The organism is Bradyrhizobium sp. Arg237L (genome assembly GCF_029990105.1).
GTDB lineage: Bacteria > Pseudomonadota > Alphaproteobacteria > Rhizobiales > Xanthobacteraceae > Bradyrhizobium.
Window position 1 is genome coordinate 16262 of sequence record NZ_JAQMIL010000097.1, and the last position, 16822, is coordinate 33083.

General features: G+C 64.2%; 19 protein-coding genes. 9 read left to right on the forward strand and 10 right to left on the reverse strand.

Annotated features, from left to right (window positions below; all coding sequences use genetic code 11):
- Window positions 1-181: 181 nt before the first annotated feature.
- The 6 genes from fabF to OZ411_RS38580 form a co-directional block, all read right to left on the reverse strand.
- On the reverse strand, window positions 182-1447 hold the full coding sequence (gene fabF / locus OZ411_RS38555) for a beta-ketoacyl-ACP synthase II (RefSeq protein WP_130581065.1): 1266 nt from the start codon (window positions 1445-1447) through the stop codon (window positions 182-184).
- Between the two features lie 96 nt (window positions 1448-1543).
- Window positions 1544-1783, reverse strand: a complete 240-nt coding sequence (locus OZ411_RS38560) for an acyl carrier protein (protein ID WP_002716125.1) — start codon at window positions 1781-1783, stop codon at window positions 1544-1546.
- Window positions 1784-2076: 293 nt separating this feature from the next.
- The gene (gene fabG / locus OZ411_RS38565) at window positions 2077-2814 is read right to left on the reverse strand and encodes a 3-oxoacyl-[acyl-carrier-protein] reductase (RefSeq protein ID WP_130581066.1); all 738 of its coding nucleotides are present in this window, start codon (window positions 2812-2814) and stop codon (window positions 2077-2079) included.
- A gap of 96 nt (window positions 2815-2910) precedes the next feature.
- Window positions 2911-3864, reverse strand: coding sequence for an ACP S-malonyltransferase (fabD, locus tag OZ411_RS38570; protein WP_282532130.1), 954 nt, complete (start codon window positions 3862-3864; stop codon window positions 2911-2913).
- 141 nt (window positions 3865-4005) lie between these two features.
- Complete coding sequence (locus tag OZ411_RS38575) at window positions 4006-5031, reverse strand: fatty acid desaturase family protein (RefSeq protein WP_282532131.1); 1026 nt, start codon at window positions 5029-5031, stop codon at window positions 4006-4008.
- Window positions 5028-5744 (reverse strand): TetR/AcrR family transcriptional regulator C-terminal domain-containing protein, encoded by a 717-nt coding sequence (locus tag OZ411_RS38580; RefSeq protein WP_282532132.1) that lies wholly within the window; start codon window positions 5742-5744, stop codon window positions 5028-5030. Before OZ411_RS38580 ends, OZ411_RS38575 begins: the two co-directional genes overlap by 4 nt.
- A gap of 333 nt (window positions 5745-6077) precedes the next feature.
- On the opposite strand from OZ411_RS38580, the gene rpsF reads away from it, so the two are divergent.
- The 4 genes from rpsF to rplI all read left to right on the forward strand — a co-directional run bounded on the left by rpsF (window position 6078) and on the right by rplI (window position 8537).
- The gene (gene rpsF, locus OZ411_RS38585) at window positions 6078-6548 is read left to right on the forward strand and encodes a 30S ribosomal protein S6 (protein WP_282532133.1); all 471 of its coding nucleotides are present in this window, start codon (window positions 6078-6080) and stop codon (window positions 6546-6548) included.
- 5 nt (window positions 6549-6553) lie between these two features.
- On the forward strand, window positions 6554-6793 hold the full coding sequence (gene rpsR / locus OZ411_RS38590; protein ID WP_007592020.1) for a 30S ribosomal protein S18: 240 nt from the start codon (window positions 6554-6556) through the stop codon (window positions 6791-6793).
- 127 nt (window positions 6794-6920) lie between these two features.
- Window positions 6921-7892, forward strand: coding sequence for a DUF2232 domain-containing protein (locus OZ411_RS38595; protein WP_282532134.1), 972 nt, complete (start codon window positions 6921-6923; stop codon window positions 7890-7892).
- A gap of 42 nt (window positions 7893-7934) precedes the next feature.
- Window positions 7935-8537 (forward strand): 50S ribosomal protein L9, encoded by a 603-nt coding sequence (gene rplI / locus OZ411_RS38600; RefSeq protein WP_282532135.1) that lies wholly within the window; start codon window positions 7935-7937, stop codon window positions 8535-8537.
- Between the two features lie 38 nt (window positions 8538-8575).
- Here the strand turns inward: rplI and OZ411_RS38605 are convergent, their stop codons facing one another.
- From OZ411_RS38605 to OZ411_RS38615, 3 genes are all read right to left on the reverse strand, one after another.
- The gene (locus tag OZ411_RS38605; RefSeq protein ID WP_282532136.1) at window positions 8576-9040 is read right to left on the reverse strand and encodes a PaaI family thioesterase; all 465 of its coding nucleotides are present in this window, start codon (window positions 9038-9040) and stop codon (window positions 8576-8578) included.
- Entirely contained in the window at window positions 9037-9645 is a 609-nt protein-coding gene (locus tag OZ411_RS38610; protein ID WP_282532137.1) for a TetR/AcrR family transcriptional regulator, read from the reverse strand. Before OZ411_RS38610 ends, OZ411_RS38605 begins: the two co-directional genes overlap by 4 nt.
- 167 nt (window positions 9646-9812) lie before the next feature.
- Complete coding sequence (locus OZ411_RS38615) at window positions 9813-10649, reverse strand: hypothetical protein (RefSeq protein ID WP_282532138.1); 837 nt, start codon at window positions 10647-10649, stop codon at window positions 9813-9815.
- A 257-nt stretch (window positions 10650-10906) separates the two neighbouring features.
- Here OZ411_RS38615 and OZ411_RS38620 point away from each other — a divergent pair, with 257 nt between their 5' ends.
- Entirely contained in the window at window positions 10907-12157 is a 1251-nt protein-coding gene (locus OZ411_RS38620) for a cyclopropane-fatty-acyl-phospholipid synthase family protein (RefSeq protein ID WP_282532139.1), read from the forward strand.
- 2 nt (window positions 12158-12159) lie between these two features.
- Here OZ411_RS38620 and OZ411_RS38625 read toward each other — a convergent pair whose 3' ends face one another.
- Window positions 12160-12309 carry a hypothetical protein gene (locus OZ411_RS38625; protein ID WP_165421499.1) on the reverse strand — a complete coding sequence of 50 codons (150 nt, stop codon included), beginning with the start codon at window positions 12307-12309 and terminating at the stop codon, window positions 12160-12162.
- Window positions 12310-12483: 174 nt separating this feature from the next.
- On the opposite strand from OZ411_RS38625, the gene OZ411_RS38630 reads away from it, so the two are divergent.
- The 4 genes from OZ411_RS38630 to xth all read left to right on the forward strand — a co-directional run bounded on the left by OZ411_RS38630 (window position 12484) and on the right by xth (window position 16454).
- Complete coding sequence (locus OZ411_RS38630; RefSeq protein ID WP_256378872.1) at window positions 12484-12606, forward strand: hypothetical protein; 123 nt, start codon at window positions 12484-12486, stop codon at window positions 12604-12606.
- 272 nt (window positions 12607-12878) lie between these two features.
- Window positions 12879-14378: a replicative DNA helicase gene (locus OZ411_RS38635; RefSeq protein WP_282532140.1), complete on the forward strand. Its 1500-nt coding sequence runs from the start codon at window positions 12879-12881 to the stop codon at window positions 14376-14378.
- A gap of 42 nt (window positions 14379-14420) precedes the next feature.
- Window positions 14421-15650, forward strand: a complete 1230-nt coding sequence (gene alr, locus OZ411_RS38640; protein ID WP_282532141.1) for an alanine racemase — start codon at window positions 14421-14423, stop codon at window positions 15648-15650.
- 33 nt (window positions 15651-15683) lie between these two features.
- Window positions 15684-16454 (forward strand): exodeoxyribonuclease III, encoded by a 771-nt coding sequence (xth, locus tag OZ411_RS38645; RefSeq protein WP_282532142.1) that lies wholly within the window; start codon window positions 15684-15686, stop codon window positions 16452-16454.
- Window positions 16455-16822 lie beyond the last annotated feature (368 nt).

A 16822-nucleotide genomic window follows, 5' to 3' on the forward strand; every position in this document is an offset into this window, starting at 1 on the left:
TGCCAATATAATCAATACCATACGAGTATGCGCCCACGCCTGGAAGTCATCGGCGATTGCGGCAAAACGGTGAACTGGCTCCAATTCGCCTGCTGGGACAACGCGCGCAGCGTATTGCGCTGACATCATGCCCAAACAAAGAGGTTAGATCATGATCCGATTCGATCAATCGGATCATGATCTAGTTGATAACACGCTGCAGGATCACGGAAGCGTTAGTGCCTCCGAAGCCGAACGAATTGGACAACGCCACATTGATCTCGCGCTTGTGCGGCGTGTGCGGCACGAGATCGATCGCCGTCTCCACCGACGGATTGTCGAGATTGATCGTCGGCGGGGCGACGTTGTCGCGAATCGCTAGGATGCTGAAGATCGCCTCGATCGCGCCGGCGGCGCCGAGCAGATGTCCGGTCGACGACTTCGTCGACGACATCGAGACTTTCGACGCCGCATTGCCGAGCAGCCGCTCGACCGCGCCGAGTTCGATCTCGTCGCCGACCAGCGTCGAGGTGCCATGGGCGTTGATGTAGTCGATATCGGACGGCGTCATGCCGGCGCGCTTCAATGCCGCCGACATGCTGCGGAAGCCGCCGTCTCCGTCCGGCGACGGCGAGGTGATGTGATAGGCGTCGCCCGAGAGTCCGTAGCCGACGACCTCCGCATAGATCCTCGCGCCGCGCTTCTTTGCGTGCTCATATTCTTCGAGCACGACGATGCCGGCGCCCTCGCCCATCACGAAGCCGTCGCGGTCCTTGTCGTAGGGACGCGACGCCTTGGTCGGCGTCTCGTTGAAGCCGGTGGACAGCGCGCGCGCCGCGCAGAAGCCGGCCATGCCGATGCGGCAGATCGGCGATTCGGCGCCGCCGGCCACCATCACCTCGGCATCTCCAAGCGCGATCAGCCGCGCGGCGTCGCCGATCGCATGCGCGCCCGTCGAGCAGGCGGTCACGACCGCATGGTTCGGCCCCTTCAGGCCGTGCTCGATCGAGACATAGCCGGATGCCAGATTGATCAGCCGGCCCGGAATGAAGAACGGCGACACTTTTCGCGGACCGCGTTCCTTGAGCAGCACCGCCGTGTCGGCGATTCCCGAGAGGCCGCCGATGCCGGAGCCGATCAACGTGCCGGTCGCGCACTTGTCCTCTTCGCTCTCCGGATGCCAGCCGGCATCGTCGAGCGCCTGCTTGGCCGCGCACATCGCGAAGATGATGAAGTCATCGACCTTGCGTTGGTCCTTCGGCTCCATCCACTGATCGGGATTAAAGGTGCCCTCGCTGCCATCGCCGCGCGGCACCACGCAGGCAACCTGGCTCGGCAGGTCGGAGACATCGAAGGTCTCGATCCTGCGCGCCCCACTGCGGCCTTCAAGGATACGTGCCCAACTGGTGTCGACGCCACAGCCGAGTGGTGTAACCATGCCCAGCCCCGTGACGACAACACGTCTCATGTCAAGAACTCCGTCCTGAAATGCGCGGTCAACAACAAGAAACCGGGGGACCGCCTGATGACGGTCCGTCCGGCTTCGTCGGCACCGCGAAGGGCGTCAGCTTTTCGCGTTCTTCTCGAGAAACTTGGTCGCGTCGCCGACCGTCAGGATCGTCTCCGCGGCGTCGTCGGGAATCTCGCAACCAAATTCTTCTTCAAATGCCATCACGAGCTCGACGGTGTCGAGACTGTCAGCGCCGAGGTCATCAATGAAACTTGCGCTGTCGACCACCTTCTCCGGCTCGACGCCAAGGTGCTCGACCACTATCTTCTTTACCCGCTCGCCAATCTCACTCATCGTTCACCCTCGTGCTTGTTCCATTGGACCCGACCCCCAGACGATACGAGCCATCGTGGTCGTGTAGTTTCCCTAAGCTGTCGCGCATAGTCTTGATTCGGCGGTCGTGGCCGACTAAGTCCCGGCGAACGGCAGGCGTCGCCACGCCAATATACAGGGTTTCAACATCCTGCAATGGCGTTCTTTGCCCATCCGCGGCTGGTTCGGTTATCATAATTCCCTAGTCTTGACTATAAGCCCCGCCCGGTCGCCGGTAGGGCATTCCGCCACGCAAAAACGCTCCGGTAACCCGCTCAAAACATGGCCATTCCGCCATTGACGTGAATCGTCTGTCCGGTCACGTAGGCGGCCTCATTGGAAGCGAGGTAGACGGCTGCGGCGGCGATGTCTTCGGACGTTCCGAGTCGCGCCGCAGGAACCTTTGCCAGGATGGCCTCGCGCTGCTTGTCGTTCAGCGCATCCGTCATCGGCGTCTTGATGAAGCCGGGCGCAATGCAATTGGCGGTCACGCCGCGCTTGGCATATTCGGCGCCCAGCGTCTTGATCAGGCCGATGATACCGGCCTTCGACGCGGTGTAGTTGGCTTGGCCGGGATTACCGGTGACGCCGACGATCGAGGTGATGGCGATGATGCGGCCGAAGCGCTTGCGCATCATCAATTTGGTGGCGGCGCGCGCGAGGCGGAAGGTCGCCGTCAGGTTGATCGCGATCACCTCATCCCAATCCTCGTCGCGCAACTGCACGAACAGATTGTCGCGTGTGATTCCCGCATTGGCGACGAGGATGTCGACCTGCCCCAGCGCGGTCTCCGCTGCGGGCACCAATGCCTCGACTTCGGCACTGTTGGAGAGATTGCACGGCAGGACATGAACACGCTCACCGAGCTTGGCTGCAAACGCATCCAGCACCTCGCGCCGCGTGCCCGAGATCGCAACGGTTGCGCCCTGCGCGTGCAGCGCCTGTGCGATCGCGCCGCCAATGCCGCCGGTGGCGCCGGTGACCAGCGCGGTCCTGCCCGTCAAATCAAACATTACTATCTCCTCTCGGCTCTCTTAGAGCATGATCTGCGCGCAAACGCATCGCGTTTGTCGGAGGGAAAACCGGTACTCACTTTTCCCGATCATGCTTCAGGCCGAAGCGGCCAATGCATCCTTGGCGGCCGCGATATCAACGGGACCGCCGACGGAAACTCCTACCGCGCCATCGGCGATGCGCTTGACCAGTCCGGTCAGGACCTTGCCGGCGCCGATCTCGAAGAAGCGCGTCACGCCCTTGCTTGCCATATAGGCGACCGACTCGCGCCAGCGCACCGTGCCGGTGACCTGTTCGATCAGCCGGCGGCGGATCTCGTCGGGATCGGTGATGGCGGTCGCCAGCACGTTCGAGACCAGCGGCGCGGCCGGCGCCTTGATGGTGACGCCGGACAACGCCTCGGCCATGGCGTCGGCCGCCGGCTGCATCAACTTGCAATGGAACGGAGCCGACACCGGCAGCAGCATCGCGCGCTTGGCGCCCTTGCCTTTGGCGATCTCGACCGCGCGATCGACGGCGGCCTTGTCGCCGGAAACCACAACCTGTCCGCCGCCATTGTCATTGGCAGCCTGGCACACTTGGCCCTGGGCAGCTTCCTCGGCGACCGCCATCGCCGCCTCATAGTCGAGGCCGAGCAGCGCGGCCATGGCGCCGACGCCGACGGGCACCGCCTTCTGCATCGCAAGGCCGCGGGTACGCAACAGGCGTGCGGTATCGCTGACGCTGAGGCTGCCGGCGGCGGCCAGTGCCGAGTACTCGCCGAGCGAATGGCCCGCGACATAGGCCGCGTCGCGGCCGACCGAGAATTCGGCCTCCGTCTCCAGCACCCGCAGCGTCGCGATCGAGACCGCCATCAGCGCCGGCTGGGCATTCTGGGTGAGCTGCAGGGTTTCAGCCGGACCGTCCCAGATGATCCCGGTCAGCTTCTCTCCCAGCGCGGCGTCGACCTCGTCGAACACCGCCCGGGCCACCGGAAAGGCATCGGCGAGGGCCTTGCCCATGCCGACTGCCTGCGACCCCTGCCCCGGAAAAGTGAATGCTGCCGTCATGGCGCTCCCAAGCTGTTTGGGCATGATCTCCGGGAAAGCCGGTTTCCGCTTCTTCCGGATCATGCTCTGGACGGGCGCGTAAGACACCGTCCGGGGCTGGGATGTCAAGCCGCGTTGCGGCATTGAAATGGGGACTTTCCCCTAGAACCCGCCGGCCCTCTGGTCCGCGCCTACTTCCGCGCCGGCCCTCGCCCGGCGTGCGCTGCTCACCAATTGCCCCGGCCGATCCTCATGATCCGGCTTTGCGGTCGCCAGTCTCAGCACCGCAAGATAGCCCGGCTGCACCTCCATGTGGCCGGCGTGCCGGCTTTCGCTGAGAATGCGGTGAACCCGCGGCAGGTTGTAGCACGGGACATAGAACAGCAGGTGATGCTCGAGGTGATAGTTCACGTAATAGGGGGCGATGAACAGCCGCTCGAGGAAGCCGGCGTGCGTGGTCCGGGTGTTGCGCAGGGGATCGTGGCTGTCAGGAACGACGGCGTGCTCGGCGATGTTGCGGATGCGCGTGATCACCATCATCCAGGTGAGCAGCGGAACCAGCCATAGCAGTGGATAAGCCCACCACACGCCAGCAGCCGCAAGCCCTGCAAACAGGAGCCCGTTGACGATGAATTGCAGCCCGAGCTTCTCCCAGAAATGCGCGGCACGCTGCCGCCAGGGCCATTGCTTCGGCCCGAGCGCATTGAGCAGTTGCGCCTTGCGCTGCTGATAGCCGGTCTGGCCGGTGATGTCGCGAATGAACTTGCGCCGGTAGCTCATCTTCGTGATCGGAAACGGCGCCGACAGCACGAGGTCGGGATCATCCTCCTGCTGCGTCCGCGCGTGATGCTGCAGGTGATAGCGGCGATAGGCGCGCGTCTCCGCAAAGATCGGATAGGCGCAAAACCACTGGCTCAATGTCAGGTTGGTCTTCTCGTCCGCTGAAAGGCATCCATGCGCGCCGTCGTGCATCAGGATCGCGAGCCCGAGCTGCCGCGAGCCGATGATCGCGACGGCGAGGAGATATGTCAGCGGATTCGGCCACCAGGCCACCAGCGCGATCGCGCCTGATATCAGCGCCCAGGCATGCGCAATCAGCGCGATGCCCTTCAACGTCGAGCGCTGGCGGACGGCGATCAATTGATCCTCGGTCAGGAAGTCGCGGGCGCGGATGCGAAGCGCGGTCATGGCGAAGTCTCCTCGTCGCGAGAGGTGGAAGTGGATGTGCTGGGATCGCCGACCAGGCGCAGGCGCGTGTTCTCGGCGCTGGATGTGGTGGTGGCCTGCTCGCCGAGCACGCGCAGCATTTCGCTGCACAGCTCCTCCGCCGAGCGGCCCATCGCATAGCCTTCGAGGATGACGCCGATCGCAACTGCCCAGAACCGCCGCGAGGTCGCGGCGGGGTCGCGCAGCGTGCGCCAGCCGTGCCGTTCGATCTGCCCCGCATAGGCGCGCAGCCCTTGGCTGTGCAGCCGCTCGATGGTCCGCTCCACGAGCGGCGCGAGATCCTGGCGGCGCCGCGTCAGGGTCAGCGCCTCCGCAAAGAAGGCGACCGAATCGGTCGCCGTCACCGTCTCGACCAGCGCACGCGTGTAGTCCCGCGGCGTCTCCGCCCGCAGCGCAGCCTCCTCCGCCGCGCGCGCCACATAGAGCATGTCGCGGCAGGCGGCCTCGACGAAGAGCGCTTCCTTGGTGCGGAAGTAGTAGGTGATCTGGCTCGGAAAGGCGTCCGCGGCCGCAGCGATATCGGTGGTCGAGGCGCCGGCGAGCCCCTGTTCCTTGAACAGGCGGCTTGCGGCGTCGAGCAGCAGCGAACGCATTTTGCGCCCGGCCGCGCGCGTGGCGCGAACGGCATGCTTGGGGTCGCCGGCTGGCGATTCGGACGCAGCTTGGGCTGCCATTGAACGTCTCCTCGATTATTTGTATGATAGACAAACAAATAAATCAAGACGGAGCTGGACGAACCGATCCGGCGCAGATAGGCCCGCCAAGACGCCAAAAACCTCGCCCGGCAACCTTGCCAAAACGCGCAAAATCCTTATAAAGCCCGCCATCCGTGGGTCCCGGCCGGGAGCTGAACGGACGGTCTCAGCAATTTCATTCGTTGATTTTGATGTGGCAGGGCCAGTCGGCCCGTCGTCCCGTGCTTCCGCCTTCTGAGCAGCATCGAGTCCTTTCCGAAGGTCTCGAAGGGCTTGTCGCCGGGAACCGCGCCAACACTAGAAAGGACATCCATGCCTCTTTACGAGCATGTTTTTCTCGCGCGCCAGGACGCGAGCACCCAGCAGGTTGACGAGCTGACCGCGCAGATGACCGGTATCGTCGAACAGGCCGGCGGCAAGGTTACCAAGACCGAGAATTGGGGCGTGCGCTCCCTCACCTACCGCATGAACAAGAATCGCAAGGCGCATTTCGTGTTGATGAACCTGGACGCGCCCTCTTCCGCAATCAGCGAGATCGAGCGCCAGGAGCGGATCAGCGAAGACGTCATCCGCTATCTCACCGTCCGCGTCGAGGAGCTCGAGGAAGGCCCGTCGGCGATGATGCGCAAGGCTGACCGTGACCGTGAGCGCGATGATCGCGGCGGCGGCTTCCGCGGTGACCGCGAGGGTGGCGGCTTCCGTGGCGATCGCGACGGCGGTGGATTCCGCGGCGACCGCGGCCCGCGCCGTCCGCGCGATGAAGAAGCTGCGACCGAGGAGTAAGAATCATGGCTGAAGCCGGTGCCCGCCGTCCGTTTTTCCGTCGCCGCAAGTCCTGCCCGTTCACGGGAGCGAATGCGCCGAAGATCGACTACAAGGATTCCAAGCTGCTGATGCGTTACGTCTCCGAGCGCGGCAAGATCGTGCCGAGCCGCATCACGGCCGTTTCCGCCAAGAAGCAGCGTGAACTCGCCCGCGCCATCAAGCGCGCGCGCTTCCTCGGCCTCTTGCCCTACGTGATTCGCTAATCAATCCGGTCCGCAGCACCTCGCGCGCTGCGGACCATTTGCTCATAAGGCTTCCGGGTCGTCCGGTCGCCGATGGTTGGGGTTCTCAAGCAGGACCTCTAACCGCTCGAAAGGAGCGGGACAGCTGATGATCGTGATGTTGTTCATTGCTATCGCTGCCGGCTGCGCGTCGGCGTTGATGTTCGCCTCGATGATTTCGGGCGCGATGATCTCACTGTTGCTGTTCTGGCTGGCGCCGCTGCCATTGATGATGGCAGGGCTCGGCTGGGGTCCGCTCACGGCAAGTATTGGCGGCATTGCGGCCGCGTTGGGCCTCGGCGCGATCTTCGGCCTGTCCTATTGCATCACCTTTGTCATCATGGTTGCGCTGCCGGCCTGGTGGCTCGGGTACCTCGCGCTACTGGGACGCCCGGTTGCCGAGCCGAGCCCAACTGGCGGGCCCGCTCCGGCGACCGCCAATCTCGAATGGTATCCGGTCGGCCGTATCCTGCTCTGGATTGCAGGCTTTGCCGTGCTCACCACGATGGCGGCCCTGCTCACGCTGGGCACCGACGCCGCCAGCATCGCGGGTGCCATGAAGCGCGGTCTGATGCGGGTTCTGGACTCGCGCATGGTGACAGCGAGCGCCGACATGGAACGCGTGGTCGACGCTATGGTGGCTGTCGCACCGCTCGCCGCGGTCATCGTCACCATGATATCGCTGACGATCAATCTCTGGCTGGCGACCCTGATCACGGCGACCTCGGGCCGCCTGCGACGCCCGTGGCCCGAACTGCGGGCGACTGCGCTCCCGGCAATGACATTGGTGGCTTCGTGCGTGGCCATCGCCTTCTGCTTCACGAGCGGCCTGTTGGCCATCCTCGCACAGGTCACGACCACCGCCCTGATGGCGGCTTATGCGCTCACCGGTTTCGCCGTGCTGCACACGGTGACGCAATCGCTCAATAGCCGCACACTCTGGCTGAGCTGCGCCTATGCCGTGGTTGTGATCTTCACCTGGCCGGTGATGGCGATGGTGGTGCTCGGAATAGCCGACGCGCTGTTCGGATTGCGCCAACGCTATCTACGGACCAGGCCGCCACCGCTCCCTGCATCCTGAATTCAACCGATCAACCCAAACCAAGATTGAAGGAGAAGCAATATGGAAGTCATTCTTTTGGAACGTGTCGCCAAGCTCGGCCAGATGGGCGAGGTCGTGAAGGTCCGCGACGGCTTTGCGCGCAATTTCCTCCTAAAGCGCGGCAAGGCGCTGCGCGCCACCGCCGATAACCGCGCCAAGTACGAAGGCATGAAGGCCGAGCTCGAGGCCAACAATCTTCAGGCCAAGTCCGAAGCCAGCAAGGTGGCCGAGAAGATCGACGGCCGCGAGATCATGATCATTCGCCAAGCCTCCGAAAGCGGTCAGCTATTCGGCTCAGTTTCGGTGCGCGACATCGTCACGGCGCTGGCGACCGACGGCATCATCGTCAGCCGGCCGCAGGTCTGGCTGGACTCGCCGATCAAGGTGATCGGCCAGCAGAAGGTGACGATCGCCGTCCACCCCGAGGTCGAGACCAGCGTCACCGTCATCGTCGCGCGCAGCGCGGATGAAGCCGAGCGCATCAAGCGCGGCGAGGACATCTCGAGCCGCCGGGAAGACCAGGACGCCGCAGCCGAGGCGCTTGCCGCCGCCGGCGAGTTCTTCGATCCGGAAGCGCAGCAGGAGGAGCCGGTGGAGCCGGCGCCGGCTGCCGAGGAAAAGTGAGCCTCTTCGTTTACGGCAAGATCAAAGCCCGGCCTCGATCAGGCCGGGCTTTCGCTTCGGGCCGCCGCCTTCTCATCCAGCATGGCGATCGAAGCGAGCGCGGTCGCGGTGTGCTTCTCTTTGCCGTCAATGACGCAGAACACGTCGGCCGCGACGACGGCGACCTGCCGTCCCGGCTTGATCACGCGCGCGCGGCAGATCAGGCGATCGCCGGACGCTGGCGACAATAGGTTCAATTTGTATTCGGCCGTCAGCGCCGCCTGGCCGCGCGTGGTCGCGGCCGCGATGGTGGTTGCGTTGTCGACCAGAAACGCCGTGACGCCACCGTGGAACAGGCCGTGCTGCTGCAACAGCTCCGGCCGCCGCCCGACCTCGATGGTGCAGGTGCCGCGGGCGAGCTCGGACAATTCGGCGCCGACGTGATTCATGAATCCCTGGCGACCGACATTGTCGCGGATGCGCTTCGCGATCGGCGTGAAGTCGCGATCCAAATCCTCTGTCATGGCGTATCTCCACTTCTCTCCGCTGCGCCGGGAGCGGCAACGGCGCGGATCGCGCAGCCAATCAGCATATCGGCCTGCTCCCTCGGATCGCCGCGATCGCGGCCCGACAGGTAGGCGCGGCAAAAGATCTGCGCGGGCCCGATGATCTGGCTGATGAAAACGGTTGGCGACATCGGCAATAGCTCGCCGCTTGCAAGCAGCGGCGCCCGCCAATTCTCGATCCCGTCAGCGAGCCGCACATTCTCCCTGCGCTGCGCGTCACGAAGCTCATCGCTCCATTCGCTGCGGGATATCTCGAACAGGAAGCGTGCTTCGCGCCGGTCGAGGACGACCCAGTCGAGATGGGCGCGGATCAGCCGCCCGACCCCGTCCCGCGCGCCGCAGGATCGATCAAGCACCGCGAGCATGGCGGCGTGATAGCGCTGCAGGATGTCCAGGAACAGGGTGCCGGCGAGCGCCTTCTTCGATCCGAAGAAGTGGAAGAAGCTGCCGTTGGAGGCCCGTGCATGGGTTCGGATGGCCGCAACCGTCGCGCCCTCAAACCCATCGCGGTCGAAGACTGCAAGACCTGCGGCCAACAAGTCCTCTCGCGCCGTGGTTGCCATGCTCCACCTCTCTGGAGCTCCACTCTAGAGTAACACTCTAATGATGGTCAAGTTTGGCCTTGGCGCGGAAATGCGCCTTGGGTGAGCCTATCGCGAGACAGGATGTATCGGCGGACTGGTCGGTCTAGCCGACTGGGATGGCGGCAATGAGGACGGCGCGGACGCCGTCACTGCGAAGCTGCAGGAGCCGCCGGAGTAGCCGCAGACGGGCTTGCGGACGGTTCCGGAGCGCTCGGAGCTGCAGCGGCTGCTGGCGGCGCTGGCGTCACCGGTGGAACTGGATCCGACCGCGGCGGTGCTGGCTCGCTGCCGCCACTCTCCCTCGATTCAACCCTGGCGGCCTCGCCCTTCGGCGTCTCTTCCACGGCTGGCTCGGCCTGTCTGGCAGGTTCCTCGCTGGGCTTGCCGCGCTTGCCCATCTTTTGTTTTGCGGCCGGCTTGGGCTCGGTTGCCTGCTCCGGGCTGGCCGCGTCAGTTGCCGCCTCGCTCGGCTGCTGCGGCCGCTTGGCGTTGCGACCATGCCGCCTACCCTCGCCTTGTGGATTGAGGCCGTCAGCATCAGGCTTGGCGGCCTGCTGCGCATCGGGGGCGGGCTCGGGCGTGCTCCATGGAAACAAGAACCTGCGGCTAGGCCGCTCCGGTTCGGGCGAGCTGGCCGGGCGCGCGGCTTCCTGCTGCTTCGCACCCTTGCCGTGCTTGGTCTGTTCCTGCCGGCCCTGATATCGCGTATCGCTGGCGCCGTTGGAAACGAGATACGACGCCAGCAGCGAGGCCATGTCGCTGCTCGTGGTGTAGTGCTGGCGGAGGAATCCCGGGAGCGCCGAAGCGCTGACGCTCTTGAGCAGGCCGCGCGCCGACTTGTGGCAGGCGCTGCAGGTGCCGGCAAAGATCTGCGAGGGGCTCTTGCCGGCCTCCAGATTGGTCGGCTGGGCATGCGTCGAGTTCGCCGCAAGGCCGGCGACAACAAGAATCACCGTCGCGAAAATGAGCGCTCGGCCCAACATCCCCCATTCTCCTGATCGTGGAAACGCCACCCGGCCCTGCTCGATCCGGTTGCGGCGCGCCCCTTTTAGCCGATTATCGGGCGAATGGAAGCGCAGTTGTGACGCATCCACGCAATTGTCACATTCGGGAATATCCGCTTTGACTACAACGCAATAGCGCTTCCCCCCGATCACCCCTACAGTGATGTTGACTCACATTGGAACCATCTGTTCCACTGCGCGTCAGGGTAAACGGCCGGTCGCTCTGTGGTGCTTCTATGGACCGTTTGTTGCGTTATTTCTTGGGGCAGTTCGTTCGCCGTGGCGCGCTTTCGGTCACGACCGCAAGCGGGGCAAAGTTCACGTGCGGCGACGGCGCCGGGCAGCCGGTTCCGGTGCGGTTCCTGACCGCAGCCGCGGAGCGTTGGGTGTTGCTCGATCCCGAGCTCAGTCTCGGTGAATCCTATATGGACGGCACGTTCGTCGTCGAGAACGGCTCGATTGCGGATGCGCTTGCGATCCTGATGGATCAGCCGGACATGCTGCCGCGCTGGGCCAAGCCGCAATGGCTCCTGCGCTATCTCGGAAGGCACATCTGGCAATTCAATCCGCGAGGCCGGTCGAGGCGCAACGTCGCTCACCACTATGACCTCGATGGCCGGCTCTATTCCCTCTTCCTCGACGCCGACAAGCAATATAGCTGCGCCTATTTCGAGACGCCGGATGCGACGCTGGACGACGCCCAGCTCGCCAAGAAGCGCCATCTCGCCGCCAAGCTCCTGGTGCGGCCGGGCCAGCGCGTGCTCGATATCGGTTCCGGCTGGGGTGGGCTTGGCCTCTACCTTGCCGAGATGACCGGCGCCGACGTCACCGGCGTCACGCTCTCCACCGAGCAGCTCCAGGTTTCGAACACCCGGGCGGCGGAGAAGAACCTCTCGCAATCGGCGCGCTTCCTGCTCGAGGACTATCGCGACATCCCCGGCCCGTTCGACCGCATCATCTCGGTCGGCATGTTCGAACATGTCGGTGTCGACTTCTACGAGACCTTTTTCCGCCGCTGCGCCGAGTTGCTGACCGACGACGGCGTGATGGTGCTGCACTCGATCGGCCGGTCCACGGGGCCTGACGTCACCAGCCCCTGGATCGAGAAATACATCTTCCCCGGCGGCTATATCCCGGCACTGTCCGAAGTCATGCCCGCGATCGAGAAGGCCGGGCTCTTGGTCTGCGACATGGAGATCCTCCGACTGCACTATGCCGAGACCTTGAGGGCATGGCGTGAGCGTTTCATGGCGCGGCGCGAAGAGGCCGTCCGCCTCTACGACGAGCGCTTTGCGCGGATGTGGGAGTTCTATCTGGCGGCGTCCGAAATGTCGTTCCGCAAGCAGAACATGATGAACTTCCAGCTCCAGCTCACCAAGCGGCAGGGCGTCGTGCCGATCACCCGCGACTATATCGGCCAGGAAGAGGCCAAGCTCCGCGGCATCGAGCAGCGCGCGCGGCCGCGGCTGCAATTGGCGGGCGAATAGGTTCAGTTGCGAAAGCTGAAGGCCGAGCCGTAACAGGGATAGGCTACGGCCGGGCGCGCAAGTCGCGCTTCGACGGCGGCGAGCACCTGCTTGTCGCAGGGAACATTGCGGATTTCCGGACGAGACGCCTCCTCCATGGCGTCGATCAGCATCGACAGCCACCGCCGGTCGCCCTGGTCCGATCGCCGGATATGAAATCGCTGGCTCATCGCTTTAACTAACCCGAAACCCTTTGGTCCGTTCCCGCCTACCCTGCCGCAATAAAAATCATTCCCATGTGAACTGGTTCACAAGGTGGGCGGGCGGTTTGGGCGTAGACCACCCCCATGTCCCACGAGACCTACAGATCCTTGTTCGATCCGCCGCGCGACCTCAAAACCGACTACGCCCTGATCGCTGTGGGCATCGTCGCCGCTTTGGTTGCGTTCGCCTATCTCATCCTCACCTGAGATAGAGGGCCCGACGCGCGCCGTTCCCTTGGATGTTGGTTCGTCCAGGCGGAATTAGGTTCAGCCTGCCCAAAAACATTCCTCGCGACTCGCCGCCCCGCCCCTGAAATCCGTCAAGCATCGTGCACCGCTGCTACGTGATTCACACTTCGCTTGTGTGAATCGTGAATAAGGCGCATGGGCACTTCCGCTTCCGACAGCGGTGGCGCTTTATCGCCGCCCCTGCTTCCGGGAATCCCAATAACGGCGAAATCCGAAGAATAATTCCGTCCATGGCAACTGATTCGAACGTCCTGAAGCTCGCGCCCGAGCCGGGAACCCCGGCCTATCGCAGCGCGCCGCACAATATCGAAGCGGAACAGGGCCTGTTGGGCGCGATCCTGGTCAACAACGACGCCTTCTACCGCGTCTCCGATTTCCTGGAGCCGAAACACTTCTTCGAGCCGCTCCACCAGACGATCTACGAGACCGCCGGTAGCCTGATCCGCATGGGCAAGGTGGCGACCCCCGTGACGCTGAAGACCTTCCTGCCGGCAGAGACCGACATTGGCGGCATGACGGTTGCCCAATACCTCGCCCGCCTCGCCGCCGAAGCGACCACGATCATCAACGCCCAGGACTATGGCCGGACCGTCTATGACCTGTCGCTGCGACGCGACCTGATCCGAATCGGCGAGGACATGGTCAACGTCGCCTTCGACGCGCCGGTGGATTTCGCACCGCGCGCCCAGATCGAGGACGCCGAGCGGCAGCTTTACGAACTCGCCGAAACCGGCCGCTATGACGGCGGCTTCCAGCGCTTCTCCCAAGCGCTGACGCTTGCCGTCGACATGGCCGCGAAAGCGTTCCAACGCGACGGCAAGCTGTCGGGCATCTCGACCGGCCTGCGCGACCTCGACGCCAAGATGGGCGGCCTGCAGCCGTCGGACCTCATCATCGTCGCCGGCCGCCCCGGCATGGGCAAGACCTCGCTCGCGACCAACATCGCCTACAACATCGCCAGGGCCTATGAGGGCGAAGTGCAGGCCGACGGCAGCATCAAGGCGGTCCACGGCGGCGCGGTCGGCTTCTTCTCCTGCGAAATGTCGGGCGAGCAGCTCGCCACCCGTATTCTCGCCGAGCGCACCGGCATTCCCTCGAGCCACATCCGCCGCGGCGGCATCACCGAGATGGATTTCGAGAAGATCCGCGAATGCTCGATCGAGCTGCAGTCCCTGCCCTTCTACGTCGACGAAACCGGCGGCCTGTCGATCTCGCAACTGACCGCGCGGGCGCGGCGGCTGAAGCGACAGAAGGGTCTCGACCTCATCGTCATCGATTACATTCAGCTGCTGTCGGGATCGGGCAAGCGCGGCACCGACAACCGCGTCCAGGAAATCACGGAGATCACGACCAACCTGAAGGCGCTGGCGAAGGAATTGAACGTCCCGGTGATCGCATTGTCGCAGCTCTCGCGCCAGGTGGAAAACCGCGACGACAAGCGTCCGCAGCTTTCCGACCTGCGTGAATCCGGTTCGATCGAGCAGGACGCCGACGTCGTAATGTTCGTCTATCGTGAGGAATATTACCTCGCCAACAAGGAACCGCGCGCGGGCACGCCGGAATACGAGAAATGGCAGCTTGACATGGACCTCGCCCACGGCAAGGCCGAAGTCATCATCGGCAAGCAGCGCCACGGCCCGACCGGCTCGGTCGAACTGCACTTCGAAGCCAGCGTGACACGGTTCGGCGATCTCGCCCATGACGGTCAAGTGCCGGATCGGTCTTATTGATGCGCGGTTGAACCATTGCTGCCGCCTGCGTAAAACGGCTCCATGAACGTCGCTTCCGATCCGAAATCGATCCCGCAGGGCGCGCAGCTTGCGTCCGACGCAAACCAGCTCGCGGTGCCTCCGACCGCCACGGGCATCCTGACCGTCGATCTCGACGCCATCATCGCCAATTGGCGCAGGCTCGAGAAGACCGCGGTTCCGGCCGAATGCGGCGCCGTCGTGAAGGCCGACGGCTATGGCTGCGGCGCTGCGCAGGTTTCGCGGGCATTGGCCGCCGCCGGCTGCAAGACGTTCTTCGTCGCCAATATCGAAGAGGCGCGCGCTGTCCGCGAGGCGGTGCCGTCCGCCACCATCTATGCGCTCGGCGGCTTCTTCCAGAACACCGGCGACAGCTACGCCAAGTTCGACTGCCAGCCCGTGATTGGCGACCTCAACGAACTCGCCGAATGGGACGTGTTCTGCCGTCGCTCCGGCTGGTCGGGCGGCGCCGCTGTTCACATCGACACCGGCATGAACCGGCTCGGGTTCACGATCAACGAGGCGCAAGGCATCATCCCGCGCATCAACGCCGGCGATCACGGCATCACGTTGGTGATGAGCCACCTCGTCGCCGCCGAGCAGCTCAACAGCCCGATCAACGCCAGGCAGCTTACGACCTTCCGCGAGATCGCGAGCCTGTTCACCGGCGTGCCGGCGTCGCTTGCGAATTCCTCCGGCATTTTCCTCAGTCCCCAATTCCAGTTCGAGCTGGTGCGGCCGGGAGCCGCGCTCTACGGCGTCAACCCGACGCCCGAGGCCGACAACCCGATGCGGCCGGTGGTCGATCTCAAGGCCCGCATCGTGCAGATCCGCCACATCGATCGCGGCGAGACCGTCGGCTATGGCGGCACCTGGACCGCGCGGCGGCCAACCCGATTGGCGGTGATCTCGGTCGGCTATGCCGACGGCTATTTCCGCGCGGCGAGCTCGAACGACGGCACCCGCGGCGCCGACGTTGTGGTCGCCGGCAGGCGCTGCCCGATCGCCGGTCGCATCTCGATGGACCTGATCGCCGTCGACATCACCGAACTCGACAAGAACGCCGTGCGGCGCGGCCACATGGTCACCCTGATCGGCGAAGGCATCACGGTCGACGAACTCGCGCATCATTTCGGCACCATCGGCTATGAGGTGCTGACCAGCCTCGGTCCGCGTTATGCGCGCATCTACAAAGGCGGCAATCCCGCGGAGGAGCCGCCACCGCCGGCCGATTCCAGCAGCACTCCGACCTGATCGGCTCGGGGCGGATCGCGGTCGTCTCGACACATGAAGATCGCGACCTTCAACATCAACAACATCAACCGCCGCCTGCCGAACCTCTTGCGCTGGCTGCGCGCGGCAAAACCCGATGTCGTCAGCCTGCAGGAACTGAAGGCGACCGACAGCGAGTTTCCGTTGCCCGCGATCGAAAAGGCCGGCTACGGCGCGGTGTGGCAGGGGCAGAAGACCTGGAACGGCGTTGCGATCCTCGCGCGAAAAGCCGAGCCGGTATTGATCCGCACCGTCCTGCCCGGCGATCGCACCGATCACGAGGCGCGCTATATCGAGGCCGCGGTCAAGGGCATCATCGTCACCAGCCTCTATCTGCCGAACGGCAATCCGCAGCCCGGGCCGAAATTCGACTACAAGCTGGTCTGGTTCAGGCGATTGCGCGCGCATGCCGCTAAGCTTCTCAAAGAGGATGTCCCGGTCGTGCTCGCCGGCGACTACAATGTCGCGCCGACCGAGCTCGACATCTATCCGACGCGCTCGTGGGACAAGGATGCATTGATCCAGCCGAAGAGCCGCGCCGCCTTCAAGGCGCTCGTCGACCAGGGCTGGTGCGACGCGATCCGCACGCTGCATCCGGCAAAGCCGATGTTCACCTTCTGGGACTACAAGCGCAACCGCTGGCCGCGCGATGCCGGGCTGAGACTCGATCATCTGCTGCTCAGTCCTGTGCTCGCGCCGCGTCTGACGAAGGCCGGCGTCGACCGCGACATCAGAGGCGAGGAAGGCGCAAGCGACCACGCACCGGCGTGGATCGTGCTGCGGTGATTGTGCCGTAGGATGGGTAGAGCGCAGCGAAACCCATCGCGAAGGAGCAAGCCGCACGAATGATGGGTTTCGCTGCGCTCTACCCATCCTACGATTGTCGTCCCCGCGAAAAACGGGACGACGCCGTCATTGCGAGCGAAGCGAAGCAATCCATGTCTCCACAAGCGGCAAAATGGATTGCTTCGCTGCGCTCGCAATGACGGGGTGAGTCCTGATTCGATTGTCAAATAGCGTGAGGATGTGAGTCCGCGTTCTCGCGGAGCTTTGCGCCCGAGGTTTGCGTCGCCTTCCACCCTCCTCATTGAACAGAGGGCGCAGGGAAAGCCGGGTGCCGGTTGCACCCATGGGTCCCGTGCAACAAAAAGCAC